Source organism: Streptomyces vastus (genome assembly GCF_039532825.1).
Taxonomy (GTDB): Bacteria; Actinomycetota; Actinomycetes; order Streptomycetales; family Streptomycetaceae; genus Streptomyces; species Streptomyces vastus.
This window is the reverse complement of record NZ_BAAASJ010000005.1, coordinates 108376-134379: the sequence shown is the minus strand read 5'-3', so window position 1 is coordinate 134379 and position 26004 is coordinate 108376. Positions and strand designations below refer to the sequence as shown.

The window sequence follows — 26004 nt, the reverse complement described above, 5'->3', positions numbered from 1 at the left end:
CTTTCAGAGTTCCTGGAGGATCTGGGTGATGAAGTCACGGGAGGGTCCCGGTTCGAGGGCCGTGGATACGACCCTCTCGTAGCGTTTCCGGTACTGCTTGAGCCGCGGTTCGCTGTCGAGGAACTCGCCGCCGTGCGCGGTGTCCAGTTGGACTGTGTCGAGTTGGGGGACCGCGCCGCGTACGTAGAGCATGGAGTGCCCTGCTCCGGCGAAATCCTCAGTGGCGAAGGGCAGGACGCGCACGGTCACGTTATCCAGGTCCGAGAGTTCCAGGATGTGTTCAAGCTGGGCGCGGGTCGTCTTTCGGCCGCCCACGAGGATGCGCAGGGCAGCTTCATGGATAACCGCCTCGTACGGAGTGGCACGTTCACCGGTGATGATCTGCTGGCGTCGAGAGCGGAACGCGACGTGTGCGTTCAGGTCCTCCTGCGGCCAGTCCGGAGACACGTAGCGGAACATGGCCCGCATGTGATCCTCGGTCTGGAACAGGCCCGGGACATGCGCCATTTGGAACGTATGGACACTCTCGGCGTGCTGTTCCAGCTCGGCCAGGTTCAGTCCCGAAGGGGCGACGATGCCTCGGTACTCCTCCCACCACCCTTTTCCGCGTTCGGTAGCCACGGCTACCAAGGCGTCTACGTACGCGGCGTCATCGCACGCGCAGTGGGCGGCGAGGCGCCGGAGCCTGTCTTCGCTGATGCCGCTGCGCCCGGTCTCGACGTGACTCTGATGCATGGGGTTCGACCCGAGTAGCGCGGCAGCGGCGCGTGCGGAGATCCCAGCGCGTTCGCGCATCTTGCGGAGTTCGGCACCCAGGCGCTCTTGTCGGGCCGTGGGATTGCTCCTTGGCGGCATCGCCCCTTCTTCCTGGTCGCCCGCTGAACTGGTTTGCCGCGCCAGCATGGCACGGGCGCGAGAGCCGTCACCAATTCGTGGCTATAGGTTGCTCCGGCTATACATTGCCCCCTACTTTCAGTGCTGAAGCCGACACGCTGCGTCGTGGCAGTCGTCGGCTGCTCAACTCACCCATGCCCAACGCCAGTTGGAAGCGCACCCGTGTGAAGTCGACCCCACGGGCAATGACACCGACCGGCGCCCTACCTCCTCCCGTTCCCTCCTCCCTACATTTCCCCATCTCTGCAACGGAGTTGATCCTCCATGCCCGAATACACCCTCTTCTGCCCCTCCCTGGACACCACCCCTCGCGTCGCCCGCGACTTCGTCGCCTCCGTCCTGCGCTCCCAGCAACTCGGCGACCTCGTCGACGACGCGGCCCTCTGCACCTCCGAACTCGTCACCAACGCCTGCGTACACGCCAAAGGAGTCGACGCTGTGTTACGGCTGGCAGTCGGTGAACCGCTCGCTGCGGTCCGGGTCACCGTCTACGACGGAGATGTCCAGCCACCCGTTCTGAGAGAGGGCCGTCACGGCGAGAGCGGGCGCGGCATGTGGCTCGTGGACGCGCTCACCGAGGGGAGATGGGGCACGGAACCCGACGCCGCACACTGCGTCGGCCCGCCCCCGGGAGGGAAGGGCGTCTGGTTCGAACTCGGGGCGCCCGGCCCATCCGGCCTCGGGCGAGAAGGGATCGAGGGATGAGCGCACAGCCGGTCCATCACGATGGGCCGATCACCCCGATGCCGCCCCTGGCCAGGCACGCGTTGCGCGAGGCGGTAAAGCGGGTGAGCCTCGTGGACCTGCCGCAGTTCGACTTGGAGGCCGGGCGGGCGTTCGACCAGGCCAGCCAGACCGGGGGTACGGCTCCGCTTCAGCTCTTCCTGAAACGCTGGGGCGTCTTCGTGGCGATCGAGCGAGATCCGGCACAGGCGGGTCGCTTGCATGAAGCTGAGCGGATCGCTCGGGACGAGACGGCTGGCGAAGCCGCGTTCCGCGCCGCCATGGCGGAGATCAACACGATTTTGCGTGAGGCCGAGCGGGAGATCGAGGTTTGAACGACCAACAGGGGGAGCGCTCCTTGGAACCACCGAATCCATACATCTATCGGCTGGTCATCGTCCCGGAGGTCCGTGGCTGGCTGCACCAGCTCAGGCGGGACGACCCAGACACGCTGAAGCACATCACCGCCGCACTGACTCGGCTGCAAGAACGGGGGCCAGGACTGGGGGCGCCCGACAGCCGATCGGATCACCGGGTCCCAGTACGCCATGAAGGAGCTCCGGCCGCGCTCCGGCAGCCGGGTATCCATTCGCATGCTGTACGTGTTCGACCCTCAGCGCCAAGCGGTTGTGCTCGCCGCCGGTAACAAGGCAGGAAACTGGACCGGCTGGTACGACGAGTCGATTCCGATCGCCGAAGAGCGATATGAGCGACACTTGAAGGAGACGGAGGAGGGCCGACGATGAACACCCACGAAGCGGGCGTCTACGACACCCCTGATGACCTGCTCGCCGAATTCTTCGACGACCCGGCCGACCGCGAAGGGGTCAAGCGGGAAGCCGAGCGCCTGGCTGCAGAAGAACGAGGTGCCCGGCTCGTCGAACTCCGCGAGCGAGCCAGCGCCACCCGCGAAGACGTCGCCCGCCGTATGGGTGTCGAACTCGCCCGGGTCATCAACCTGGAATCCGGCGCCTTCAGCCCTCCCCGTGTCGATCTTTCCCGCATCGACGAGCTGGAGACCAGTACCTCGGACGAGCTGATCCCCCTAGCCCAGTTCATCTTCGACCTCGCCGCCTACATCCAGGCCATCGGGGGCGACGTACGGATCGAAATCACGCAACCCGGCGGGCGAGTCTGGTTCCTCCCCGCCCCCACGGACCGTACCAACGCTGACCTTCTGTACACGATCCTGAAGCAGAAACCGGAAAGCCTGAAGGTCGTGGCCGAAATGGACGGTTTCCGCACCGAAGTCGCCTGACCAAGCCACGTGTCAGAGCAGTCACGTTGGGACTGTCCCGACGAACGCAGCGGCGGGCGGACCAACTTCGACAGGGTTACCGGGCTGGGTGCCGACCGCAGTCCGCCCTCCGCCGGCGTCCCTCTACCGCGGTCGCATCAGGTCGAGGTCCTCGCCCCATGCATCCAGCACCGCACCGTGTCCGGCCTGCCGGGCCGCTGCCTCGACACGGGCGAAGAGGTGTTGTTGCAGGGGCACGTCGCCTGTTCCTGAGATGTGGGCGACAGCACCGAGCAGCATGTCGGTGTCCCAGCCGGGCAGCGGGTATCGGGCGAGTTCCCACTCCAGGTACTTGTTGTAGGGGCGGGGGCGACGATCGAGAGCGAAGAGCAGCTCCAGCAGGAATCGAATGCTGTCGGCGGCGTCCAGGCGGGCGGCGAGTGAATGGCCGTCGCGGTCGTTCTTGACGGAGCGGTAGAGGGAGTTGGCATAGGCGTCGAGCCAGTTGCGGGAGTCCCGGAAGGCTTCATCGACGTCGAGACGTGCCTTGTCGGCCAGGAGCTGGGCGATGCCTCCGTCGAGCCGGTCGAGCACGATCCGGGCGCGGGCGAGGGCGTAGCGCTCGAAGCCGGGCATTCCGGCCGTGCGGAACTCGCTGAGAGGGACGACGACGAGGTCGAGCTCGGGGGTACGGTGGCCTGTGAACCGGGTGGTGTCCGTTGCCGCGTCATCGGCGAGGACGACGTACAGGTCGTGGTCGGAATGCTTGGTGGTCAGGCCTTCGTGGGCCTGGGACCCTTTGAGAACGAGGCCGACGACGGCGGAATCAGCGAGGGCGAGTTCGACGAACGCCTCGTAAGTGAGGGGCTGCTGAGCAGTCACTGCGTGATCTCCGGTGGGATGGTGACGGGTATGCCTGTCGGGGCGGCCCCGCTGTCGGGGGCGCCCCGCACCGTCCGCGGTGACTATCGGCCGCCGCCCGGAAGATCAACGCACGTGTGGACCCTATCGCCAGGCCGACCGAGAGGCCTCGAATTTAGGCGGATTCAGGGACACCGGTTCGCAGCCCGGCGTCAAGTCCCTGACCGACCTGGCCACTTCAGGACTCTCTCAGCCGCGCTGCGCCCCCGGATACAACCGTACCCATCCCTCCCAAGCCGACGTGATCATGTCGGCCACGTCGTACCTCGCCTTCCAGCCCAGTTCGTCGGCGATGCGGGCAGCCGACGCCACGACGCGGGGCGGGTCGCCGGGGCGGCGGGGCGTGACGACCGGGGGCAGGTCGTAGCCCGTGAGGTCGTTGATCAGGTCGATCATCTCGCGGACCGACACGCCCTCGCCGCGGCCGATGTTGAGGGTCAGGTCCGTGCCGGGGGACGCGGACAGGCGGCGGGCCGCTGCCACGTGGGCCTCGGCCAGGTCGACCACGTGGATGTAGTCGCGTACGCACGTGCCGTCCGGAGTCGGATAGTCGTCGCCGAAGATCCGTGGCGGCGCGCCCTCCGTCAGCTTTTCGAAGACCATCGGCACGATGTTGAAGACCCCGACGTCGGCCAGCTCCGGCGTCGCCGCGCCCGCCACGTTGAAGTAGCGCAGGGAGGCCGTCGACAGGCTGTGTGCGCGGCCCGTGGCGCGGGTCAGCCACTCGCCTGCCAGCTTGGTCTCGCCGTACGGGCTCATCGGCATGCAGGGCGTCTCCTCGGTCACCAGGTCGACGTCCGGCATGCCGTACACCGCGGCCGAGGACGAGAAGACGAAGGAGGGCACCGCTGCGGTCGTGACCGCCTGCAACAGCACGCGCAGACCCTCGACGTTCTCGCGGTAGTAGTGCAGCGGCAGCTCGACCGACTCGCCGACCTGCTTCTTCGCCGCCAGGTGAACGACACCGGTGACGGCGTGGTCCGTGAGCACGCGGGTCACCCGCTCCGCGTCCAGGGTCGAGCCGACGACCATCGGGACCCCGTCGGGGACGCGCTCGGCGATCCCGGTGGACAAGTCGTCGTACACCACGGCCTGTTCGCCCGCCTCGGTCATCGCGCGGACGACGTGCGCCCCGATGTAGCCGGCGCCGCCGGTGATCAGCCAGGTCATGTACGGCCGTCCCCTCGTCTGTCGGTGATCGTCTGTCGGTGAAAGTGCGGATGCGTAGGTCAGTGAGCCACTAAGCCCATCGTCGGTCACTGGGCCCCGTTGTGCATCAGTGAAACAGCCGCCTCAGCCGGCGGCGCAGCACGGCGGCCATTCCCCGCCGACCGGGCGCGAGCCGCAACGCCAGCGAGCCCGAATGGGTCGCGTACGGCTGGACCAGCAACACGCCGTGCCGCCCGCTCGGCACCGCCGTACGACGCAGCAGTCCGGGCCCCGCGACCGCGTGCGCGGTGGTGTCGCGGGCCGAGCCGTCGTGGAACCGCAGCCGCAGCCGCAGATCCCAGGTGCCGGAGCCGAGCGCGGAGAGGTCGACCGGCACCTCGGCCCACCAGGCGTCGACCGAGGCGTCGACCGAGGCGTCGACCGATGCGACGACCGAGGAGTCGAACCCCGAGTTCAGCCCGGAGTCGGCCTCGCCCGCGCCGGGCAGAAGCGGCGCCGTGAGACCGAGCCCCACCCGCCCCTCCTCCCGGTGTACGAACTCGACGTCCATGCCCGCCGGCCCGGCCTCCGCCATCCGCCCGTACAGCTCATGCAGCCGCAGCCGAAGCCGGGTGGCACGCGCGCGTGGCCGCAGTTCCGCGTCGACGGCGACAGGGAGGAGTCGTACAGGCCGGAACAGCAGGTGTTCCAGGGTCACTTGGGGCAGGTCGGCGGACCAGAGCGGGGTGCCGTCCGACGCCCGTGGATATGGCGGCGTCAGCCGGGCCGGACGCGACGCGAGCTCCCTGATGCGGTCCAGGTAGCGCGGCTCCTCGGAGGCCATGACGACCTGCGCGACGACCCGCCCGGGCGCGGGGGCGGACGCGAAGTCACCCGCGTCGAACGTCGCGAGGTACGCGCGCGTGAGCGCCCACCACTCGCGCCGGTACTCGGTGCCGCGCAGGCCGAGCTCGCGCGCGTACATCCGCAGGCTGCGGTCCAGGAACGCGGCGCGCGCCGCCCGGGCGAGCCGCTTCTCACCGGCGGCGAGGAGGATGTCGTACGCCATGCCGTGGGCCGTCAGCCTGAACCGCCAGTTGTCCATGCCCGCCCGGTCGAGCGAGATCGACAGCCGCCCGGCGGAACGGCGTACCTGCCAGACGTACACCGGGTCGGGGACCAGCGCGAGGCGCGGCCCGGCGGCGAGTACGCGCGCGGTGAACACGAAGTCCTCGTACGGGAAGCGCCCTTCGGGGAAGCGGATGCCGTGCTCGCGCAGGAAGCCGGTGCGGTACAGCTTGTTGACGCAGAGCGTGTCGTGGACCAGGCGGGTGCGGAGCGATGGGTGGGGGACGAGGACGGGTCTCGCGTAGAGCTCGGGCCGCCAAGGGACCTCGCGCCCGGAGGGCAGCTCGCGGCGTATGCACAGGCCGGCTGCGACCTCCGTGCCGTGGCCGATGGCGGCGGAGAGGAGCGTGTCCACCGCGCTGGGCGGCAGTACGTCGTCGCTGTCCAGGAACATCACGTACGGGGCCGTCGCGGCGTCGATCCCGTCGTTGCGGGGGCTGCCGCAGCCTCCGCTGTTGACCTTGCGGCGTACGACCTTCAGGCGCGGTTCGCCGTGCGCGAGCCGGTCGAGGAGGTCCGGGCTGCCGTCCGCCGAGCAGTCGTCGACGGCTATCACCTCGCGGACGGCCGGGCCCTGCGCGAGGGCGGAGCGCACCGCGTCCGTCACATGGGCGGCGTCGTCGTAACCGATGACTATGACGCAGACCTGCGGCCGGTGAGGGCGTATGGCTTGCATGGTGTGCCTGGCTTCCACGGGGAGAAACAGAGGCTTTGTTGCTGATTCTCCGTTATGAGGTGCTTGTTGTCCCGTGGGGAAAGCCGGCAGTAATGAGCGCGAGCTCCCTCAGGAGCGGCGTCTCAGCGGTCAGCCGTTCTCCAGATCCGCCGCGTCCAGCGCCGCCGTGAGCTTGTCGAGCCGGGCCCGCAGGTCGCGGATCTCGTCCAGGTCGAAGCTCGTCGCGGCGGCGATCCGGCGCGGTACGGCGAGTGCCCGCTCGCGCAGTGCGCCGCCCTCGTTCGTGAGCCCGACGACCACCGACCGCTCGTCGCGGGCGCTGCGCTCACGCCGTACGAGACCGGTCGCCTCCAGGCGCTTGAGCAGCGGCGACAGCGTCCCGGAGTCGAGTCGCAGATGCTCGCCCAGCTTCTTCACGGGCAGCTCGCCGTGCTCCCACAGCACGAGCATGACCAGGTACTGGGGGTAGGTGAGCCCCAGGTCCTTCAGGACGACCCGGTACACGCCGCCGAAGGCGCGCGAGGCGGCGTTCAGGGAGAAGCAGATCTGCTGGTCGAGACGCAGAAAGTCCCCGGCATCGCGAAGGGCCTCGGCATCGCGCAGCGCGTCGGCTGCGGTGTCCGTGGCGGCGGGAGCCGGAGTCGGAGTCGGTGTCGGAGCGGTCATGCCTCCAGGGTAACGCAAGTACGCCATTTGATTGCGTGCAACTTAATTGTGTGCTCTACTTGTAGTCGTAAGGCAGGCACCCCAAAGGCCTGCCGATACGACCTTGATCTTGACCCTGATGATGAGAGGGACGTTTCCCATGGACGCGCTCTACACCGCTGTCGCCACCGCCACCCACGGCCGTGAAGGCCGCGCCTTCACCAACGACGGCCGCCTCGACCTCGAGCTGGGCATCCCGAAGGAGATGGGCGGCAGCGGTCAGGGCACGAACCCGGAGCAGCTGTTCGCCGCGGGCTACTCCGCCTGCTTCGCCAGCGCCCTCGGTCTGGTCGGCCGGCAGGCGAAGGTCGACGTCAGCGACGCGGCGGTGACCGCCGAGGTCGGCATCGGCAAGCAGGGCGAGGGCTTCGGCCTCGCGGTCACGCTGCGCGTGGAGTTGCCCGACTCCGTGGACGCCGAGGCCGGCCGCAAGCTGATCGAGCAGGCCCACCAGGTCTGCCCGTACTCCAACGCCACCCGCGGCAACATCCCGGTCGAGCTCGTTGTCGAGTAGTCGAGTAGTCGGGTAGCCCCTGACCCTGGTCAGCAGGTCAAACCCGGTCAGGCGCCCGGTCCGCACTCGACGCGGGCCGGGCATCCGGCGTTTCAAGCGCCGCCATCGTCGACGCGGCCCGCTCCAGCAGCAGCGGAAGCCCGATCACCGGCAGCACCCACGCCACCACGATCAGCCGGACGCCGATGGCGATGTCCGGGTGCCCCGCCTGGTTGACGACCCCGCTGAAGGCCGCCGCGATCAGGAACGCCGCGTAGGCCGGACGTTGCCGCAGCACACCCCACGCCCCGGCGGCCAGCGCCGCGATGAACAGCGGCTGCCAGAACTGCCGACGCAGCCACTCCACCCAGAAGTTGAGCTCCAGTCGCCAGAACTCCGGCCACGGGTCCGCGCGGTCGGGCAGCGTGAAGTGATGGGCGAGGAGGTCCTGGAGACTCTCGTTCGTGGAGGGGTGGTTCAGCAGCCCGGCGGCCGACACGGTCCCCAGGGCCGCGCAGCCCGCCACCACGGCGATCACCCGCAGAGCGGGGTCAAGTCGCCTTCTCCGTACGGCGATCACCGCGCACGCCGCCACCAGGCACAGCCCGAGGAACATTGCCTGCGAGTGCTTCACCGTGAAGAGCAGCAGCAGCGAGCCGCCGATCAGTGCGGCGCCCGCGTGCGTCCGGCCGCCGAGTGCCAGTGCGCAGCCCCACAAGGCCGCCAGGGTCAGGGCCAGTTGGAGACCCTCTGTCATGGGGCGCATGGCGGTCGTGCCGACCGGCAGGGCGTAGTACAGGGCCTGCCCGGTCAGGGCGACGGCGGTCGGGGCGCGCAGGGCGCGCAGGACAAGGAAGACGAGAACGCCTCCGGCCGCGGCCACGAACACGCTCGACAGCCAGACGCCCCAGGTCACGCCGAACACCGCGACGAACGGCGCCAGCAGCGCGGGATACCCGGGCCGCGCCTCGAAGATCCGCATGAACCGTTCGGAGTTGAACGGCACCGTGTGCGCGGTCGTCTCACCGGCCCGCAGCCGCCGGTCCACCTCCGGCCACAGCTCGCGCCGGCACTCCTCGGGAATCCGTCCGACCGGACCCGGGGAGCGGAAGCGCACCACGTCGACGCTCCGCTCGCGGCGCGCCTCGGCGTGCCGGCCCGCGCAGACGTAGTCGATGGTGGCGGCAGCCGCCTCGCGCTTGCTGTCACCGCGCAGACTCAGGGCGTACGACAGGTAGTTCCTGCTGTCGGGAGTGTCCCGCCCGGTGACGTTGGCGAGTTGGAGCAGTGCGAAGACGGTGGCGAGAACGATCACCCAGGTACGCGCCTTGAAGCGGGGCATACGGCTCTTTCATTGACGTGGTGTTGCTGTTGGGAGCCCGCGCCACCGCATCCGGTGGGGCGAGCCGTGGCCCGCCCCACCGAGAGGCCTCAGCCCTTACGGGCCTTGACCAGCGCCCTCGTGATGATCGGCGGCAGCAGGTCCTTGGCGATCCGCCTGGTGCGGCTCGGCCGCCGCTTGGCGGTGCTGACGGTGGCGGGCCGCGTGGCGGCGGCGCGCGGAGCCGGCGCGGGCTTCGGGGCGGGCTTGGGCGCCTCGACGACCGGCTCCGGCTCTTCGCCCGCGTACTTGGACACCGGCTGCTTCGGCTCGGTCGCCTTTTGGCCGGTGATACGGATCAGCCCGTACCCCGCGACCTGCTGCACCTCGTGCCACATGTCGTCACGGCCCGCCAGCCATTCCAGCAGGGCGTCGCGCAGCGGCTCGGGGTCGCCCCAGGTGCCGTAGAACTTGGTGCCCGTGATGCAGATGGGGCGCAGGTCGTACGTGGGAATCGCCCCCCAGGTGGCCGCGGCGACGCCCGGGCAGTGCTCGGCGCGGAAGTCGTCGAGGACGACCACACCGTCGGGCAGCAATATGTCGCGCACCGCCTCGATGTCCGCGTTCACGTGCTCGTACAGGTGCGAGGCGTCGATGTGCGCGAAACGGCAGCTCTTGTCCGGGACGCGGTCGGCGACCACCTGGCTCGGCGCCTGGATGATCTCGGGCAACTCCTCGTGGAACGCGAGGTAGTTGGCCTCGAAGGCCCGCCGGGTCAGCGTCGAGTACGACTTGTTCATCTCCTTGCTGTTGGCCGTGTCCTCCGCGGGGGAATCGAACAGGTCGCACACCGTGAACTTGTCCTCGTCACGCAGATAAGAGCCCATGAAGATGGCGCTCTTTCCCATGTAGGCGCCGAGCTCCAGCAGATCGCCGGTCTGCTGGCTGTCGAGCTGCCGGGACAGGAACCAGTCGAACAACTGCTGATCGACGGCACGGAACCAGCCCTTGACGTCCGACAGCGTTTTGGGACGGGGCAGCTCGGTGGAGCTGGAGGTCATGTGTACTCCGTACAGCGGGGTCTATGGACTTTCTGTGTTCAGGGATGGGATCCGAGGGCTTCAGGGACTGTCAACGACGGGAACGGAAACTCCGGGTGTCGAAACAGTTGCCAGTGGTGAGGCGGTCGGATTGTCGCCGGTTCGGGAGGAATCGAGCACCAATGGAATGCCGTCTTCCACCGACGGCACCGGATGACGCTCGTCGAGCGGCACCACGGCCGGCAGCCCGGCGGTCTCACCGAGCACCACCCGGCGTACGACACGCTCGGCGGCCCGTCCGTCGTCGTACGGGCAGAAACGCTCCCGGAACGCGGCCCTCAGCTGCGCGGAGCGCGAACCGCGCCAGTGGCCGGTCGCGAAGATGTCGATGAGTTCGTCCTCGCTGCGCGCGACCACTCCCGGCGGGAACGTGCGCAGATCGAAGTACGTGCCACGTGCCGCCTCGTACGCCGCCCAGTCGTCCGCGTGGATCACGATCGGCCGGTCGAGATTCGCGTAGTCGAACATCAGGGAGGAGTAGTCGGTGATCAGCGCGTCGGAGGCCAGGCACAGGGACTCGATGCCCGGATGCTCCGACACATCGATCAGCCGGCCGCCGCTGCGGGCCAGCGGCTGCTCGTACGAAGGGTGCGCGCGGGTCAACAGTACGAAGTGCGGGCCGAGTTGGCGCAGGACGCGCTCCAGGTCGAGCATGTGGCGCTGGGAGCGGCGGTAGTCGCGGTGCGTGGGCGCGTACAGGATCGCGACCGAGCCTTCCGGGATGCCGAGTGTTTCGCGCAGCCGGGCCACGTCCGCCGAAGTCGCCCGCTGAAACACGTCGTTGCGGGGCTGGCCGTACTGGAGCGTCGTATAGCCGGAGGGGAAGACGCGCTCCCAGACGAGCGTGGAGTGGCGGTTGCCGGACAGGCAGTAGTCCCACTGGTCGACTCCGCGCAGCAGCTCGGCGAAGTCCGTTCCGCGGGCCGCCGCCGGGCGGTCCTGGAGATCCAGGCCCATGCGCTTGAGCGGGGTGCCGGACTGCGTCTGGACCAGGATCTGACCCGGCCGCTTGACCAGCTTGCGTTCGAAGGCGACGTTGCTGACCAGGTACTTGGAGCGGGCGAGCGCCGTCCAGTACGCGGCCGTGTCCGGGCTCAGCTTGCGGGTCGCGGTCGGGACGGTGTGGTGGTGCTCGGGCGCCGCGATCCACGCGGTGCGGATGTCCGGCGCGTATGTCCGGAACGCGTCCTCCAGCGCTGCCGGGTTGCAGCCGTAGCCGCGTCCGTTCCCGTTGGAGAACACGGCGCGGTCGGCCTGTACGGGAAGCCGGAGCTGGAGGCGGTAGTGCAGCCGCAGCGTCACGGCCCGTACGCCGCGGAACGCCGCCGTGAGGCCTTCCGCCACCCGTCTCTTCAGCTGCGCCGCCGCCCACAGCGTGCGATACGTGCGGTGGCTGCCCAGGCGGATGAGTACGTGCCGCAGCCAGTTGCGGGCCGGGAGGCGGGCGCCCGGCACGCGATAGCGGGCGTAGTGGGCGCGGGCCCTGCGCAGGAACTCGGGACGGGAGCCGCGCGGCAGCCGGTCGCGTCCCAGGAACACGGCCGAGAGATGGTCGACCATGCGGCGGAACAGGACGGGGCGCCAGTGCGCCAGCTCCGGGTGCGTATCGAGGTGGGCGAAGACACGGTCGTACTGGTCGAAGATGTCGAAGTGGCCCCGGCCGGTGGTCGTGCCGGGTGTGCTGGGCATGCTCCCCTGACGTCGTTGGCGGTAGTGGACACAGACGTGGTCGAGCGTCGCGATGGTCTCGGAGGCCATCAGGACTGAGTACGTCCAGGGGGTGTCCTCGTAGTGGCCGGGCGGGAACGTGAAGCCCTCCCGCTCGATGAACTCCCGGCGGTACGCCTTGTTCCCCACCACCATGAGGACCTTGAGCAGCCCGGGCCGGTCGTCGAGGCGGAACGGCGCCGGGCCGCGCTCGGTGAGCTGGGCCGCCTGGACGTTGCGTACCGTTTCGCCCGTCCAGAAGGTGCGCGCGAAGTCGTAGACCAGGACGTCCGGGTCCTCGGTCTCCTTCAGCCGGCCGGCGAGCGCGCGCAGGGCGTGCGGGGTGAGGCTGTCGGCGCCGTCCAGGAAGACCAGGTAGTCGCCCTTCGCACGCTCCAGACCGGCGTTGCGGGCCTGGCCGCGGCCCTTGTTCTCCTCGAGGTGGACGGGCCGTACGCGCGGATCGCGGGCGGCGAACTCGTCGATGATCGAGCCGCAGGCGTCCGGCGAGCAGTCGTCGACGGCGATCAACTCGAGGTCCGGGTAGGACTGTTCGAGGACGGATGCGAGACATTCGTGCAGGTGGGCCTGCACCTTGTACGCGGGGACGATGACACTGAACCGGGGCACGTCACATCCATGGGTCGGCGCGGCAGACTGCCCGGAAACGGCCGAAGGGGTGACGTGGTTACGCCAGATGTGGCATATGGGGGACGTCGGGAGTGAGTTGAGGGGCGGCCGGTACCAGCCACCCCTCAACAGATCACTCTGAAGGGCTACTTCACCGCGCCCGCCATCACACCGGACACGAACTGCCGCTGGAACGCGAAGAACACGGCCAGCGGGATGACCATGGAGATGAAGGCGCCGGGCGCGAGCGTCTCGATGTTGCCGGAGAACTGCCGGGTCTGTTCCGTCAGCGCGACCGTCAGCGGCCGTGAGTCGGAGTCCGAGAAGATCAGCGCCACCAGCATGTCGTTCCACACCCACAGGAACTGGAAGATGCCGAGCGACGCGATGGCGGGTGCGCCGAGCGGAAGGACCACCGTGGCGAACAGCCGGACCTCGCCCGCCCCGTCGAGCCGTGCCGCTTCGAGCAGTTCACGAGGGATCTCCGCGAAGAAGTTCCGCAGCAGGAAGATCGCGAACGGCAGGCCGAAGCCCACGTGGAAGAGGACGACACCGAGGATGCTGCCGAAGATCCCGAGGTCGCCGAAGAGGTCGGCCAGCGGGATCAGGGCGATCTGGATGGGCACCACCAGCAGTGCCACCACGACCACGAACCACCAGTCGCGGCCCTTGAAGTCCATCCAGGCGAAGGCGTATCCGGCCATCGCCCCGATGACGATCACCAGGGCCGTGGCCGGAACGGTGATCCAGATCGTGTTGAGCAGGGAGTCGGTGATCTCCTCCTTGCCGAGCAGGGTCGAGTAGCTCTCGGTGGTGAGCTGGGTCGGTTTGCTGAAGACGTCCCACCAGCCGGACTCGGCGATGTCCGTCGGGTCGCGGAACGACGAGGCGAGCAGTCCGACCGTCGGTGTCACCCAGAGCAGCGCGACCAGGATGAGGAAGACCCGCATCACACCGCCGGCCGCGCCGCTCGCGAGCCGCGAGGCGAGCGAACGCTCGGTGGGCCCGGCCGGTTCGGCCGCCGCCAGTGGTTCCTTCGGTTCTTTCACGGGTACGGAGGGTGCGGTCACCGTCGGCGCTCCCTTCGCAGTCGGCGGATGTTGACGATCATCACGGGCATGACCAGCAGCAGCAGGACGATGCCGATCGCGCTGCCGAGCCCCTGGTTGTTGCCGCCGCCGAAGGACGCGTTGACCAGTTGCAGGGCCAGGACGTTGGCCTCGTCCTGGCTGGGCTGCGGAGCGATGATGAAGACCAGGTCGAAGATCTTCATCACGTTGATCATCAGGGTGATCAGCACGACCACGAGGACCGGCGCGAGCAGGGGGACCGTGACCCTGCGGAACACCTGCCACTCGTTGGCCCCGTCGACCCGGGCCGCCTCCAGGAGGTTGCGGTCCACTCCGGCGAGACCCGCCGCGATGAGCACCATCGCGAAGCCCGCCCACATCCAGGCGTACGCACCGATGATGGCCGGTGTGACCAGGCTCGGGCCGAGCCAGTCGACGCCGTTGTAGGGAGCCGCGAAGTTCGAGGCGGGCAGCCGGAGTTGGGCACCGTCAGCCGCTGCGGGCAGCCTGAACGTACCGTCGTCGGCAGCCTCTGCGGACGCCACGACCTCGCCGCCCTTGACCGCTTCGACCTTGATGCCCGAGAGGCCCTTCTCGCGCGCGTCGATGGCGCCCTTCTCGCCGCCGCCGCCCAGCCTGAAGTCCAGCCAGACCGTGCCGGACACCTCGTCGCCCGCGGATTCGGCGGGCATGGCGTCCACGGGATCGCCGGGCAGCTTGTTCGGGGCGATGCCGACCAGCGGGAGCAGGGCCGGAGCCCCCGCCCTCACCGTGTCCGTCGTCGTGAAGGCGCCGCCTCCGGACGCCTTGAGATCACTCTCCGGCGAGGGGCGCGCGTTGGGATAGACGGACGACTCGGCGAAGGTGTCGTGCACCCCCACCACCACGGCGTTGGCCACGCCCTGGTCGGGATCCGCCTCGTAGACGAGCCGGAAGATGATGCCCGCCGCGAGCATGGAGATCGCCATCGGCATGAAGATGACCATCTTGAACGCCGTCGACCAGCGAACCCGCTCCATCAGCACGGCGAAGATCAGGCCGAGCCCGGTGACCAGGGCCGGGGCGACCGCCACCCAGATCGCGGTGTTCTTGACCGCGGTGAACGTGGCGTCGTCGCTGAACAGGTCGCCGTAGTTCTCCATGCCGACGAAGGCCGAGCCGTCGGCGTCGTACAGACTGCGCCAGACCGAGTACCCGATCGGGTAGACCACGAGCGCGCCGAGCAGCAGCAGCGCGGGCAGCAGGAACAGTCCCGCCACCCACGGCCGGGTACCCATCACACTCTTGCGCTTCCGGGCGGGGGGCACCGGACCCGAGGAGCCCCCCGCCATCGCCACCTGGGACGACATAGGCTGCCGTCAGCCCTCGTACGCCTTGGCGGCGGCCGTTTCGAGCTGTTGCTGAATGCCCTCGACGTTCGACGGGTCCTTCAGGAAGTCCTGCAGGGCCTTCCACTCTCCCTGGCCCTGCGTGCCGCCGAAGGCGGCGGGAGCCTGGTCGGACATGTCGAAGCGGAAGTCGTCGCCCGCGGCGAGCAGCGCCTTGGCGATGTCCCGGGTCACATCGTCCTTGTACGTCTCCAGGTCCATCTCCTTGTTGGGGGAGATGAAGCCGCCCTGCGCGGCCCAGATCTCGGCCGCGTCGGTCGACGCGAGGAAGGTCAGCAGGGCCTGCGAGCCCTTGTCGTCCTTCAGGGCCACGGCCACGTCACCGCCGCTGACCACCGGTGACTCGCCACCGACCGCTGGGAACGGGAAGACCTTGGCGTCCGTGCCGATCTTGGCGTCCGTGTCGGCGTTGATGTTCGCCGCGACGAAGTCCGCCTCGAAGACCATCGCGGCCGGGGTGTCACCGGAGAAGGTGTTCGTCACCGACTTGGGGAACTCCGTGCGCAGCGCGCCGTCCCGGCCGCCCGCGATCAGCTCGTCCTTGCCCCACAGCTCGGCCAGCGTGGTCAGGGCCTCCTTCACGGAGGGATCCGTCCACTTGATCTTGTGCTGGGCGAGCTGGTCGTACTTCTCCGGTCCGGCCTGCGAGAGATAGACGTTCTCGAACCAGTCGGTGAGGGTCCAGCCGTCCTGCCCGGCGATGGAGACCGCAGGTGAACCCGCGTCCGACAGGGTCTGCGCCGTCTGGACGAAATCGTCCCAGGTCTTCGGCTCCTCGGTGATCCCGGCGGCCTCATACGCGGCGGTGTTGTACCAGACCAGGGACTTGTTGGCGGTCTTCGCATAGACGCCGTACTGCTTGTCCTTGTACGCGCCCAGGTCCTTCCAGCCCGCCGAGAAGTTCTTGTCGAGCTGCGCCTGTGCCTCGGCGCCCAGCGGCTTGACCCAGCCCTTGTCGGCGAACTGGTGGAGCACGCCGACCTGTGGCAGGAACGCCACGTTCGGCGGCTTGCCGCCCTGGATCTTCGTGCCCAGGAAGGTGGAGGTGTTGTTGCCGGTCGGTACGAAGCTGACCTCGGCGCCCGTCCGCTTCTCGAACTCTTCCAGAACCTTGGTGAAGTTCTCCTGCTCCGGGCCGGTCCAGACGGCCGCGACCTCCAGTTTCTGACCGTCGAGCTTGGGGAGCTTCACGGTGGCCGCGTTGTCCGTCTCGCCGCCGTCGCTTCCTGAATCGTCGTTGCCGTCGCCGCCGCATGCGGTGAGCGCGAGCGCCATCGCCCCCGCGACGACGGCGGCTACGGCCTTCGCGGCCCCGCCTTTCCTGTTCGGCCTGCGTGTACGAAGAGTGCTGCGCATGACTGCCCCGTTCTCCGTCGAACGTCCGAGCGCTGCTGTTCCCGTGCGCTCCCGGTGTACGCCTGCCCGGTTGGCGGCGGCAAGAGCGCCTGCGGTGTCAAGTGCGTGATCGTAACCGCGTCGTGACGTGCGCTCATGCGGATGAAGTCGAATGGAGTCTTGTGTGGAGTCGTGTGTGGTCGTAAGGAGTCGTCAGGTGGTTGAGGGCTGTACGGAATTGCGGCTTCCGGGCAGTGCGGAATTGCAGCTTCATGGAGACTCCAGGGCGACTCTCAGAGCGACTTCACAGCAGTGAGGGCACCTCCGTGGCCGATACGGAGCGGGCGGCTCTCTCCAAGGCGCTGGCGAGGAGGGCCAGGTCGGTCGGGCCGTTGCCCAACTCGCGTACGGGGCGACGGGCGGGCGGGTCGCCCATTCGGTCCCACTCGAGGGGGACGACCGTGGGGCGCAGCGTTGACGTGCGGGGGATGCGGCCCGTGACGCGGCCTCCCTGGAAGGGAGTTGACCGGCCGCGGGGACCGGTGAGGCGTCCGCGGCCGGGGGCGGGGTCCTCCGGGCCGGACAAGGGGGCTTCGAGGGCGATGCGCAGGGCGGCCTGCCGGGCCAGCTCCGTCTCGGCCGTACGGGGACCGCCCGCGCCGGCCGCCACCAGATGCACGCCGAGCCGGTGACCGCTTCGTGCGACGGCCTCCAGGGCCCGTACGACGGATCCCGCCGCCGGGCGCCCCGGCGAGCCCAGTGCGGGGGACAGGAGCGCGTCGAAATCGTCGACGATGACGGCCAGCCGGGGGAGCGGGGGACCTGCGTCCGCCGCCGCCCGCTGCCGCTCGGCGGCAGGGCGCAGGCGGAGGGTGGAGCTGGGGGGTGCGTCCAGGTCCGCGGCGCCGGGGGTCGCTCCGGGGGGTGCGATGGCGGACCCGTTCGCCGAGCGCTGGCCCACGATGCGGCCCCGGAGCTGCTGCCGTCCGTGCCACTCGGTGAAGTCGAGGCGGCCGAGGAGCTCGGCCCGGCGCTTCAGCTCGGCGGTGAGGGACTGCGCGAACTCCCGCATACGGACCGGGTCGTGGGCCGCGAGATGCGTGGTGACATGGGGCAGGTCGGTGCAGACCCGCAGACCGTCACCGCGCGCGGCGGTGCCGCCGCCCGTGCTGTCCCACCCGTCGATGAGCACGATGCCCAGCCGGTCGGGGCGCTCCGCGGCGGCGAGCGACGCGGCGACGGAGCGCAGCAGCTCCGTACGCCCGCTGCCCGAGGGCCCCTCGATCAGCAGATGCGGGCCCTCCTGGGCGAGGTCCACGCTCGCCGGCCCGCGTGGCCCGGCGCCGAGCACGGCGACCGCGCGCCCGCCGAGCGCTTCTGTGTCGTCGGCCGCGTCCGCCCAGCGGGCCATCAGGGACGCGGGGGTGGCCCGGGCCAGCCCCAACTCGTCGAGCAGCCGCGCCGCTTGGGGCAACGGCGCGGACACGCGCGCGTGCCGCTCACCGGGGACGGTGTCCGTACGCAACGGGGCCAGCGCCCGTGCGAACCGCTCGGCCCAGGCCATGGACACCGCGTCGACGGAGGCCACGGTGCCATGGCCGACGGGTCCGCGGGGGAGTTCCGCGGCCTGGGTGCGGGTGGCGCCGGCGAGGGCGCCCGGTGCGACACGCATCAGCCGCAGCGCCGTGGCCACGTCCCCGCTGAGCAGGGCGACGGCTCCGCAGTCCCGGAACACCGACGAAGCCGCACAGGCCGCCTCATACGTCTCCGTCACCGGCGAGGCCGGCGACGCGGCCGCCGTCTCGGCGAGGCACACGACATGAATCCCGACCCCCGGCCCCTCAACCGCCAGCCGCGATACGGCTTCCCGCACGGCGGCGGGCCCGGGGTCACCGTCCACGACGACCACGGTGTACGGGCCGGGCCAGGCGCCGTCGCCGGCTTCGTCGGCCTGGGCCCAGGAGGGGCGGCGGTCGCGGCCACGGCTTCGGGGGGTGCCGTCGACTTGTCCGCCGCCGAGGGGGATTCCCAGGTGGGTGGCGTCGCGGTCGCGTGTGGGGGTGGGGCTGGGGGGCCTGGAACCGGGGGCGGAGTCCTGGTCGGGGGGCGCGGTGCTGGAGCCGGGGTCGCCGGGGGCAGTTGGGTCGGTTGGCGGGTGTCCTGGGTGGGCGCTGACGTGGTTGCCCGAACGGTGTCCCGGCCGGGCGCCTTCGGCGGACGGTTCGGGGCGGTGGCTCAGAGTGTCGTCGTAGCCGTGGCCGCGCTCACCGCCGAAGCGCTGGGCCGGGTTGGAGGTGCGCTCGGCGGCTCCGCCGCCGTAGCCGGGGGCGGAGCCGTGGTCGTCCGGCCGGTCTCCTGGGCGAGCGCCTTCGGCGGACGGACGGGGGCGGTGGCCGGCGTCGTCGCGCCCAGCACCGCTTCGGGCGTCCGGCTGGTGATCCGGGTGGGCCACCTCGGCGGTAGCCCTGGGGCGCGTGCCCGTGCCGCTGCCCGAGCCGCGCTTGCCACTGGCGCGGTTGCCCGATGCCTGACCCGGGCGGGCGCCGTCAGCGGACGGGGCGGTGGGGGCGCTCGCGTCGGTGCCGCGACTGGCGCCGGTTGGATCGCTCGACTGGTGATCTGCGTGGGCGCCTGCGGCTGTTGACTCGGGGCGGCTGGTTGCGGGGTCGTCGTGACCGGGCTCGCCACTGGCGCGGTTCCCCGTCGAGCGGCCCGGGCGGACGCCGTCCGCAGTCGCCCCGGAGCGGTCGGTCGCAGCGTCGTCGTAGCCGCGACCCCCACCGCCTTGGCCGGCCAATGGGTGACCAGTGTGGTCGCGGTCGGCGGACGGTCCGCTGCCGTACCCGCCCCCCGCCTCGCCGTCGCCCGCCCGGCGAGCCCCCGGGATCGCACCGGTCGTCTCCGGTGCGGCTGCGATATGGGCCTGGGCCCCGTGGGCCGCCGCCGTGGCCGCGTAAGAGGGACGGAGCCCCGTCCTGCGGGCGGTGTCCGTCGTGTGGTCCTCCAGGCGGCGGAGCAGTTCCTCCGTGCGGGATGTGGTCTGTTCACGGTCGTAGGCAAGGAGCAGGTGGCAGTCCTGGCCGTGGGCGGGGCGGACGTGGGGGAGCCAGCCGAGCCAGGACCACTCGGCGATGCGCTCTTCCAGGGGGCGCGAGCGGTCCGCGCTGAGCAGGACGATCTCCAGCGAGTCGGGGGAGTGCAGCGCGGCCAGCTGTGCCACCACCGCGCGCGCGAGCCCGGAGAGGCGGGGCCGCGGCCCCGCGATGCCCAGCGCCCCGACCTCACGCAAGCCGGTGGTCACCGGCACCGCGGGCAGCAGCCCGGAACCGTCCGGCGCGCTCCGGTCCGCTGTACCGAGCCGCACCGCGAGCGTCTCGGGGTGCCCGGGGCCACGCTCCCAAAGCCGCGGCCCCGGCCCGAGCGCGGCCAGGAGCAACGCCGCAGGGTCGGGCCACCGCTCCGGCTCACGGGCGCCCTCCGTGACGGGCTCGGGAGACGGCGCTGCGGCCGCTGCATCCTCTTCGGACCCCTCGTACGCCGACGAACCAGACTGTTCGCCCCGGCCGCCCGCCAGCCGCCGGGCCCACGCCGAGAGCCCGCCGCGTTTGCGAGCCTCGCGCGGCACCGTCGTACCCCTCGTCGGCGTGTCCTTCCGGGTGCTCTCTGCCCTCCCGTTGCTCTCGACCTCGGGTGCCCCGCCCTGTCCGGGCACGACCGGCGGTTCCACGGAGCCGTGCCCCTGCGCCCCGGAGGAAGTGCCTTCCGCGGCTCCCCACCCCGCCGTACCGAAGCCATGGTGGGTGTCGCTCGTCTTCAAGGCGGCGGAACCGGCGCCGGAACCGTCCCCCACGCGCGCGGGCGGCACGGTTCCGGCGGGCGCGGGCAGCGGCGGCGGCTCCTCGGGCGCCCCCAGCACCCGTACATGCCCCTCCCCGTCCGGCACCGTCTCCCGTACCGCCTCCGCATCGCCTGCGCGGGCCAGCCGCAACGCCGACTCACCCACCCGCAGCAGCGCCCCTGGCGCCAAGCGCACCGGGCGCTCGCCCACGCGCGCGCCGTCCAGCGTCGTGCCGTTCGTGGAGCCGAGGTCCGCGACCGACACCCGCCCGTCCGCCGCGACCGTGACGGCGCAGTGCAGGCGGGAGACGTCCGGGTCGTCCAGGGGCACGTCCGCGTCGGCGGAGCGGCCTATGTCGATACGGCCACCGTGCAGCAGATGGACGCCGCCCGCGTCCGGACCGGCGACGACATGGAGCCGGGCTTCGGCCGCGTGGACCTCGGGGCCGGGCTCCGACGGGGCGCCCAGGCACAGCACTGCGCCGTCGATCAGCGGCGGCTCACCGAGCGTGCAGCGCTGCGCGTCCAGCCGCTCCGCTCCCGCGTACAGCACACCGGGACCCTCGCCCCCGACCGCCGAGGCGAGGCCGGAGGCCACCGCGGCGAGCGCGGTCCCGGCGGGCGCCGTCACCAGCACGTCACAGGACGCGGCACGCCCCTCGGGGCGCGTCCCCAGCGGGTCTACGACGGTCAGCCGGATCTGCATCGCCGTCAGCGGTCCCTTCTGCGCGGGCGCCCGCGACGAGGCTGCGCTGCGATCCCCACCGCAGCTCCCCCCACCGCACTCGGGCACGTCGGCCAGTACGGGAAGCATCCTCGCACCTGCCACTGACAACGCGCCCGCATCCCACGAACAAGTGATCTTGATTGGTCGGCTCTGCCCGCAAAAGTGCCTGACCAATGCCCCATTGGGATCGATCACGCCAAGATCCGGCAACCAACCGCCCAGGAGTGAGCGTCTTTGCCTGAAACGGAAGGGATCGCCCCACGTAATCCACAGGACGGCATCCACAGGATGACGACAACCCGGTGCCAGTTCAGCGGCACTACAGTGGGGCGGAACACCCGAGCAAGGGTGACGGACCAGCCAAGCAAGCAGCAGGGAGCGCATGACGTGCGGCCGGTAGGGAGCAAGTACCTCCTTGAGGAGCCGCTTGGGCGCGGCGCCACAGGCACCGTCTGGCGAGCCCGCCAGAGGGAGACCGCGGGAGCCGAGGCGGCCGTTCCGGGCCAGCCCGGCGAGACGGTGGCGATCAAGGTCCTGAAGGAGGAACTCGCCAACGACGCGGATGTCGTGATGCGGTTCCTGCGGGAGCGCTCTGTCCTGCTCCGCCTCACCCACCCGAACATCGTCCGGGTGCGCGATCTCGTCGTCGAAGGCGACCTCCTCGCCCTCGTCATGGACCTGGTCGAAGGCCCCGACCTGCACCGCTACCTGCGTGAGAACGGCCCCTTCAGCCCCATGGCCGCCGCCCTCCTCACCGCCCAGGTCGCCGACGCGCTCGCCTCCAGCCACGCCGACGGCGTAGTCCACCGCGACCTGAAGCCGGCGAACGTCCTGCTCAAGCAGGACGGCGGCCAGATGCACCCGCTGCTGACCGACTTCGGCATCGCCCGGCTCGCCGACTCGCCCGGCCTGACCCGCACCCACGAGTTCGTCGGCACACCCGCGTACGTCGCCCCCGAGGGCGCCGAGGGCCGCCCGCAGACCTCCGCCGTCGACATCTACGGCGCCGGAATTATGCTGTACGAGCTGGTCACCGGCCGTCCGCCGTTCGGCGGCGGGTCCGCTCTGGAGGTGCTCCACCAGCACCTCAGCGCCGAACCGCGCCGCCCCTCCACGATCCCCGACCCCCTGTGGACGGTCATCGAGCGCTGCCTGCGCAAGAACCCGGACGAACGACCCAGCGCCGAGAACCTCGCCCGCGGCCTGCGTACGGTCGCCGAGGGCGTCGGCGTGCACGCGACCTCCGCGCAGATCGCCGCCGCCGAGGGCGTGGCCGCGCTGCTCGCCCCGGACCCGGCACCCGCCACCGTCCCGGGCATGGCGGGCGCCGCCGACCCCACCCAGGTGCTGCCGCACGGCGCCGGCTCGTACGACCCGAACGGCGCGACCAGCGTCCTGCCGCACACCGGCACCGGTGACGCCGACCCCACCTCCGTACTGCCTCACCGCGGCGCCTCCGACCCCACCTCGGTGATGCCGCCGGTGCCGCCGAACCAGCCGCCGTCCGGCGGCCCGGAGGATCCGCACCCCTGGCAGAACCAACTGCGCGCGGCCCGCGACCGCAACGAGCAGACGCAGGTCCAGTCGTATCTCGACCCCGGCGAGGACCCGCTCCGGCGACGTCCCCAGCGACAGGTCGCCCGCCCGCAGCCGCAGCCGCGACAGCGGCCCCAGCAGCGACCTCAGCAGGGCTATCCGCCCCAGGGCCAGCCGCAGCAGTACGCGCCTCAGCGACAGCCCCAGCAGCAGCCGCAGCGATACGCTCCCGCGCCGCCGCCGCCCCAGCAGCCCGCGTCGAGGCCTCCTCGCGAGCCCCGGCCGCCGCGTGAGCCGCGCCGGCGCAGCGCCAACCCGATGAAGATCCCTGGGCTCGGGTGCCTCAAGGGGTGCCTGTTCACGATCATCATTCTCGTTGTGGCGGGGTGGCTGATCTGGGAACTGAGCCCCCTCCAGGGCTGGATCGGGACGACCAAGGGGTACTGGGAGCAGCTCACGGACTGGTTCCAGACGGCGACGGACTGGGTGGGGGACTTGAGCTCGGGATCGGGTTCTGGTTCCGGCCAGTAGACCCTTCGTGTAGCCCGTTCATGCCTGTACTGGCCTCCTCGGCTCCACTTCGAATCCCCAGAACCGCGGTGCGGTTCTGGGGATTTGTCGACACCTGGCGGGTGATTTCTGTCTCCGGAGTGAAGGTTGGGTCTGTGGGCGCGTAGCTTTAGCGACAACACGCGTCCGTAGGAGCAGTCTTGGCACGGAAGATCGGAAGCCGGTACACCGCGCACCAGATTCTGGGGCGGGGCAGCGCCGGCACGGTGTGGCTGGGCGAGGGGCCGGAGGGGCCCGTCGCCATCAAGCTGTTGCGTGAGGACCTCGCCTCCGACCAGGAGCTCGTGGGGCGCTTCGTTCAGGAACGGACGGCGCTGCTCGGGCTCGATCATCCGCATGTCGTCTCCGTACGTGACCTGGTGGTCGACGGCAACGACCTGGCGCTGGTCATGGATCTCGTACGGGGGACGGATCTGCGCACCCGTCTCGACCGCGAGCGGCGGCTGGCTCCCGAGGCCGCGGTCGCGATCGTCGCGGACGTCGCGGACGGGCTGGCTGCCGCGCACGCGGCCGGTGTCGTCCACCGGGACGTCAAGCCGGAGAACATACTGCTCGACATGCAGGGACCGCTCGGGCCCGGCGGCTCGCATCCGGCGTTGCTGACGGACTTCGGTGTGGCCAAGCTCATCGACTCGCCGCGGCGGACCCGGGCGACGAAGATCATCGGTACGCCGGACTATCTGGCTCCCGAGATCATCGAGGGGCTGCCCCCTCGGGCGGCCGTCGACATCTACGCGCTGGCGACCGTGCTGTACGAGCTGCTGGCCGGGTTCACACCGTTCGGCGGCGGTCACCCCGGAGCGGTGCTGCGGCGGCATGTCACGGAGACGGTGGTACCGCTTCCCGGCATTCCCGACGAGCTGTGGCAGCTGCTCGTGCAGTGTCTGGCGAAGGCGCCGGCGTCAAGGTTGCGGGCGTCCGAGCTGGGGGCGCGGCTGCGGGAGCAGCTGCCCGAACTGGCGGGGATGCCGCCGCTGGATGTGGACGAGCCGGAGCCGGAGTCCGACGCGGCGCCCGCGGAGCCGGAGGCTCGGCGCGACGTCGAGCGGGTGCGGCGGGGTGCTGTGCCGCTGGTGCCGGGGCGTGCCGCGCCGGACTCGAACCGTGACACGCATACGAGCATGCGCGTGCCGGGGCCGGACGAGCTGGCGGGCGGCGCCAGGGGCACCGCCCGCGCGCCCCGCGCCGCCGGTGCCCCGCGGCCCGGCTCCGCCCGCAACCGTGCCGCGGCCCGGCGCCGACGCCTCACGCTCAGCGCGGTGGCCGTCGCCCTCGCGGCGGCGGTCGGCATCGGCACGTGGCTCGCCACGACGGGCGACAACGCGGACGCGAAGCCGCAGGAAACGGGGACATCGGCTCCGGCTTCGCCGTAACCGCCGCCCCCCTCGGCGGGGTGCCTACGGGGCAGGGGGGTTGGGGGTGCGTTGGCAGCTGCGGGTCCGTTGCGGCTGGTCGCACAGTTCCCCGCGCCCCTGACGGGGCGCGGGCCGCACGACGGCCCAAGCCCCCACCCGCCCAGGGCACGGGGAACTGCGCGAGCAACCCCTGACAGCCCGCAGCCCCCAGTTTTCGGGAAGGGGCGGGGCTGGGGAAAAGAACGCCCGCACGCCGGCCTCCGCTCACCGGCCTGCCCCACTTGGCGGAGCCAGTACGCTGGGGGTGTGGCAGTTGTCGATGTATCCGAAGAGCTCAAATCCCTCTCCGCGACCATGGAGTCGATCGAGGCCGTCCTGGACCTCGACACGCTGAGGGCAGATATCGCCGTGCTCGAGGAGCAGGCGGCAGCGCCGTCCCTGTGGGACGACCCGGAAGCGGCGCAGAAGATCACCAGCAAGCTGAGCCACCTCCAGGCGGAGGTCCGCAAGGCGGAAGCCCTGCGCAGCCGGATCGACGATCTGGGAGTGCTCTTCGAGATGGCCGAGGAGGAGGACGACCCGGACACCCGCGCCGAGGCCGAGACGGAGCTCACCGCCGTCAGGAAGGCGTTGGACGAGATGGAGGTCCGGACGCTGCTGTCGGGGGAGTACGACTCCCGCGAGGCACTCGTCAACATCCGCGCGGAAGCCGGCGGCGTCGACGCCGCGGACTTCGCCGAGAAGCTCCAGCGCATGTACCTGCGCTGGGCCGAACAGCAGGGCTACAAGACCGAGGTCTACGAAACCTCGTACGCGGAGGAGGCCGGCATCAAGTCGACCACCTTCGCCGTCCAGGTGCCTTACGCCTACGGGACGTTGTCGGTGGAGCAGGGCACGCACCGGCTCGTCAGGATCTCGCCGTTCGACAACCAGGGGCGTCGGCAGACCTCGTTCGCGGGCGTGGAGGTGCTGCCCGTCGTCGAGAAGACCGACCACATCGAGATCGACGAGTCCGAGCTGCGGGTGGATGTGTACCGCTCGTCCGGTCCCGGCGGTCAGGGCGTCAACACCACTGACTCCGCGGTGCGGTTGACCCACATCCCCACGGGAATCGTCGTCTCCTGCCAGAACGAGCGGTCGCAGATCCAGAACAAGGCGACCGCCATGAACGTACTGCAGGCGAAGCTGCTGGAGCGGCGCCGGCAGGAGGAGCAGGCCAAGATGGACGCCCTCAAGGGCGACGGCGGCAACTCCTGGGGCAACCAGATGCGTTCGTACGTCCTGCACCCGTACCAGATGGTCAAGGATCTGCGCACGGAGTACGAGGTGGGCAATCCGGAGGCTGTGTTCAATGGCGAGATCGATGGCTTCCTGGAGGCCGGAATTCGCTGGCGCAAGCAGCAGGCGAAGTAAGCGACTTTCGCAGGCGTCGTTTTGTCGACAGGGCAACTGCCGTCTTATGGACGGCAGTTGCCCTTTCTGCAGTCCAATGTCTGGGTTTT

Annotated in this window: 20 protein-coding genes; 8 read left to right on the top strand and 12 right to left on the bottom strand. The window is 70.4% G+C overall.

All coding sequences use genetic code 11. The features are described from left to right. Positions 1-3 precede the first annotated feature (3 nt). Positions 4-855: a Scr1 family TA system antitoxin-like transcriptional regulator gene (locus tag ABD357_RS03215; protein ID WP_344387334.1), complete on the bottom strand. Its 852-nt coding sequence runs from the start codon at positions 853-855 to the stop codon at positions 4-6. A gap of 303 nt (positions 856-1158) precedes the next feature. On the opposite strand from ABD357_RS03215, the gene ABD357_RS03210 reads away from it, so the two are divergent. The 4 genes from ABD357_RS03210 to ABD357_RS03195 all read left to right on the top strand — a co-directional run bounded on the left by ABD357_RS03210 (position 1159) and on the right by ABD357_RS03195 (position 2875). Further along, on the top strand, positions 1159-1599 hold the full coding sequence (locus ABD357_RS03210) for an ATP-binding protein (RefSeq protein ID WP_344387333.1): 441 nt from the start codon (positions 1159-1161) through the stop codon (positions 1597-1599). Further along, complete coding sequence (locus ABD357_RS03205; protein ID WP_344387332.1) at positions 1596-1952, top strand: hypothetical protein; 357 nt, start codon at positions 1596-1598, stop codon at positions 1950-1952. The genes ABD357_RS03210 and ABD357_RS03205 overlap by 4 nt, the downstream gene beginning before the upstream one ends. A gap of 213 nt (positions 1953-2165) precedes the next feature. Beyond that, the gene (locus ABD357_RS03200; protein WP_344387331.1) at positions 2166-2363 is read left to right on the top strand and encodes a type II toxin-antitoxin system RelE/ParE family toxin; all 198 of its coding nucleotides are present in this window, start codon (positions 2166-2168) and stop codon (positions 2361-2363) included. Beyond that, on the top strand, positions 2360-2875 hold the full coding sequence (locus ABD357_RS03195) for a helix-turn-helix domain-containing protein (RefSeq protein WP_344387330.1): 516 nt from the start codon (positions 2360-2362) through the stop codon (positions 2873-2875). Before ABD357_RS03200 ends, ABD357_RS03195 begins: the two co-directional genes overlap by 4 nt. A 123-nt stretch (positions 2876-2998) precedes the next feature. On the opposite strand, the gene ABD357_RS03190 is transcribed toward ABD357_RS03195, so the two are convergent. The 4 genes from ABD357_RS03190 to ABD357_RS03175 form a co-directional block, all read right to left on the bottom strand. Beyond that, entirely contained in the window at positions 2999-3736 is a 738-nt protein-coding gene (locus ABD357_RS03190; protein ID WP_344387329.1) for a hypothetical protein, read from the bottom strand. Between the two features lie 228 nt (positions 3737-3964). Next, the gene (gene galE / locus ABD357_RS03185) at positions 3965-4945 is read right to left on the bottom strand and encodes a UDP-glucose 4-epimerase GalE (RefSeq protein WP_344387327.1); all 981 of its coding nucleotides are present in this window, start codon (positions 4943-4945) and stop codon (positions 3965-3967) included. 106 nt (positions 4946-5051) lie between these two features. Further along, on the bottom strand, positions 5052-6728 hold the full coding sequence (locus tag ABD357_RS03180) for a glycosyltransferase (protein ID WP_344387326.1): 1677 nt from the start codon (positions 6726-6728) through the stop codon (positions 5052-5054). Between the two features lie 129 nt (positions 6729-6857). After that, entirely contained in the window at positions 6858-7394 is a 537-nt protein-coding gene (locus ABD357_RS03175) for a MarR family winged helix-turn-helix transcriptional regulator (protein WP_344387325.1), read from the bottom strand. A gap of 139 nt (positions 7395-7533) precedes the next feature. Here ABD357_RS03175 and ABD357_RS03170 point away from each other — a divergent pair, with 139 nt between their 5' ends. Next, positions 7534-7947 (top strand): organic hydroperoxide resistance protein, encoded by a 414-nt coding sequence (locus ABD357_RS03170; protein ID WP_344387324.1) that lies wholly within the window; start codon positions 7534-7536, stop codon positions 7945-7947. Positions 7948-7984: 37 nt separating this feature from the next. On the opposite strand, the gene ABD357_RS03165 is transcribed toward ABD357_RS03170, so the two are convergent. The 7 genes from ABD357_RS03165 to ABD357_RS03135 all read right to left on the bottom strand — a co-directional run bounded on the left by ABD357_RS03165 (position 7985) and on the right by ABD357_RS03135 (position 21020). Continuing rightward, positions 7985-9268: a hypothetical protein gene (locus ABD357_RS03165; protein WP_344387323.1), complete on the bottom strand. Its 1284-nt coding sequence runs from the start codon at positions 9266-9268 to the stop codon at positions 7985-7987. A gap of 89 nt (positions 9269-9357) precedes the next feature. Then, positions 9358-10308, bottom strand: coding sequence for a class I SAM-dependent methyltransferase (locus ABD357_RS03160; protein ID WP_344387322.1), 951 nt, complete (start codon positions 10306-10308; stop codon positions 9358-9360). A 60-nt stretch (positions 10309-10368) separates the two neighbouring features. Continuing rightward, positions 10369-12684 carry a bifunctional glycosyltransferase/CDP-glycerol:glycerophosphate glycerophosphotransferase gene (locus ABD357_RS03155; protein ID WP_344387321.1) on the bottom strand — a complete coding sequence of 772 codons (2316 nt, stop codon included), beginning with the start codon at positions 12682-12684 and terminating at the stop codon, positions 10369-10371. Positions 12685-12830: 146 nt separating this feature from the next. After that, positions 12831-13634 carry a carbohydrate ABC transporter permease gene (locus ABD357_RS03150; RefSeq protein WP_344387378.1) on the bottom strand — a complete coding sequence of 268 codons (804 nt, stop codon included), beginning with the start codon at positions 13632-13634 and terminating at the stop codon, positions 12831-12833. A 116-nt stretch (positions 13635-13750) separates the two neighbouring features. Next, positions 13751-15103, bottom strand: coding sequence for a carbohydrate ABC transporter permease (locus tag ABD357_RS03145; protein ID WP_425584726.1), 1353 nt, complete (start codon positions 15101-15103; stop codon positions 13751-13753). A 9-nt stretch (positions 15104-15112) separates the two neighbouring features. Next, positions 15113-16498, bottom strand: a complete 1386-nt coding sequence (locus ABD357_RS03140) for an ABC transporter substrate-binding protein (protein WP_344387320.1) — start codon at positions 16496-16498, stop codon at positions 15113-15115. A gap of 283 nt (positions 16499-16781) precedes the next feature. Continuing rightward, the gene (locus ABD357_RS03135; RefSeq protein ID WP_344387376.1) at positions 16782-21020 is read right to left on the bottom strand and encodes an FHA domain-containing protein; all 4239 of its coding nucleotides are present in this window, start codon (positions 21018-21020) and stop codon (positions 16782-16784) included. 408 nt (positions 21021-21428) lie between these two features. On the opposite strand from ABD357_RS03135, the gene ABD357_RS03130 reads away from it, so the two are divergent. The 3 genes from ABD357_RS03130 to prfB all read left to right on the top strand — a co-directional run bounded on the left by ABD357_RS03130 (position 21429) and on the right by prfB (position 25915). Next, positions 21429-23108 carry a serine/threonine-protein kinase gene (locus ABD357_RS03130; protein WP_344387319.1) on the top strand — a complete coding sequence of 560 codons (1680 nt, stop codon included), beginning with the start codon at positions 21429-21431 and terminating at the stop codon, positions 23106-23108. A 179-nt stretch (positions 23109-23287) separates the two neighbouring features. Beyond that, positions 23288-24520 (top strand): serine/threonine-protein kinase, encoded by a 1233-nt coding sequence (locus tag ABD357_RS03125; RefSeq protein WP_344387318.1) that lies wholly within the window; start codon positions 23288-23290, stop codon positions 24518-24520. 288 nt (positions 24521-24808) lie between these two features. Continuing rightward, positions 24809-25915: a peptide chain release factor 2 gene (gene prfB, locus ABD357_RS03120; RefSeq protein WP_344387317.1), complete on the top strand. Its 1107-nt coding sequence runs from the start codon at positions 24809-24811 to the stop codon at positions 25913-25915. The last annotated feature ends 89 nt before the right edge of the window (positions 25916-26004 follow it).

Bases quoted from the DNA above. Each gene is read 5' to 3' on its own strand.
- ABD357_RS03215 (WP_344387334.1), bottom strand. From the start codon at position 855: ATGCCGCCAAGGAGCAATCCCACGGCCCGACAAGAGCGCCTGGGTGCC.
- ABD357_RS03210 (WP_344387333.1), top strand. From the start codon at position 1,159: ATGCCCGAATACACCCTCTTCTGCCCCTCCCTGGACACCACCCCTCGC.
- ABD357_RS03205 (WP_344387332.1), top strand. From the start codon at position 1,596: ATGAGCGCACAGCCGGTCCATCACGATGGGCCGATCACCCCGATGCCG.
- ABD357_RS03200 (WP_344387331.1), top strand. From the start codon at position 2,166: ATGAAGGAGCTCCGGCCGCGCTCCGGCAGCCGGGTATCCATTCGCATG.
- ABD357_RS03195 (WP_344387330.1), top strand. From the start codon at position 2,360: ATGAACACCCACGAAGCGGGCGTCTACGACACCCCTGATGACCTGCTC.
- galE (WP_344387327.1), bottom strand. From the start codon at position 4,945: ATGACCTGGCTGATCACCGGCGGCGCCGGCTACATCGGGGCGCACGTC.
- ABD357_RS03180 (WP_344387326.1), bottom strand. From the start codon at position 6,728: ATGCAAGCCATACGCCCTCACCGGCCGCAGGTCTGCGTCATAGTCATC.
- ABD357_RS03175 (WP_344387325.1), bottom strand. From the start codon at position 7,394: ATGACCGCTCCGACACCGACTCCGACTCCGGCTCCCGCCGCCACGGAC.
- ABD357_RS03170 (WP_344387324.1), top strand. From the start codon at position 7,534: ATGGACGCGCTCTACACCGCTGTCGCCACCGCCACCCACGGCCGTGAA.
- ABD357_RS03165 (WP_344387323.1), bottom strand. From the start codon at position 9,268: ATGCCCCGCTTCAAGGCGCGTACCTGGGTGATCGTTCTCGCCACCGTC.
- ABD357_RS03160 (WP_344387322.1), bottom strand. From the start codon at position 10,308: ATGACCTCCAGCTCCACCGAGCTGCCCCGTCCCAAAACGCTGTCGGAC.
- ABD357_RS03150 (WP_344387378.1), bottom strand. From the start codon at position 13,634: ATGCGGGTCTTCCTCATCCTGGTCGCGCTGCTCTGGGTGACACCGACG.
- ABD357_RS03145 (WP_425584726.1), bottom strand. From the start codon at position 15,103: ATGTCGTCCCAGGTGGCGATGGCGGGGGGCTCCTCGGGTCCGGTGCCC.
- ABD357_RS03140 (WP_344387320.1), bottom strand. From the start codon at position 16,498: ATGCGCAGCACTCTTCGTACACGCAGGCCGAACAGGAAAGGCGGGGCC.
- ABD357_RS03135 (WP_344387376.1), bottom strand. From the start codon at position 21,020: ATGCAGATCCGGCTGACCGTCGTAGACCCGCTGGGGACGCGCCCCGAG.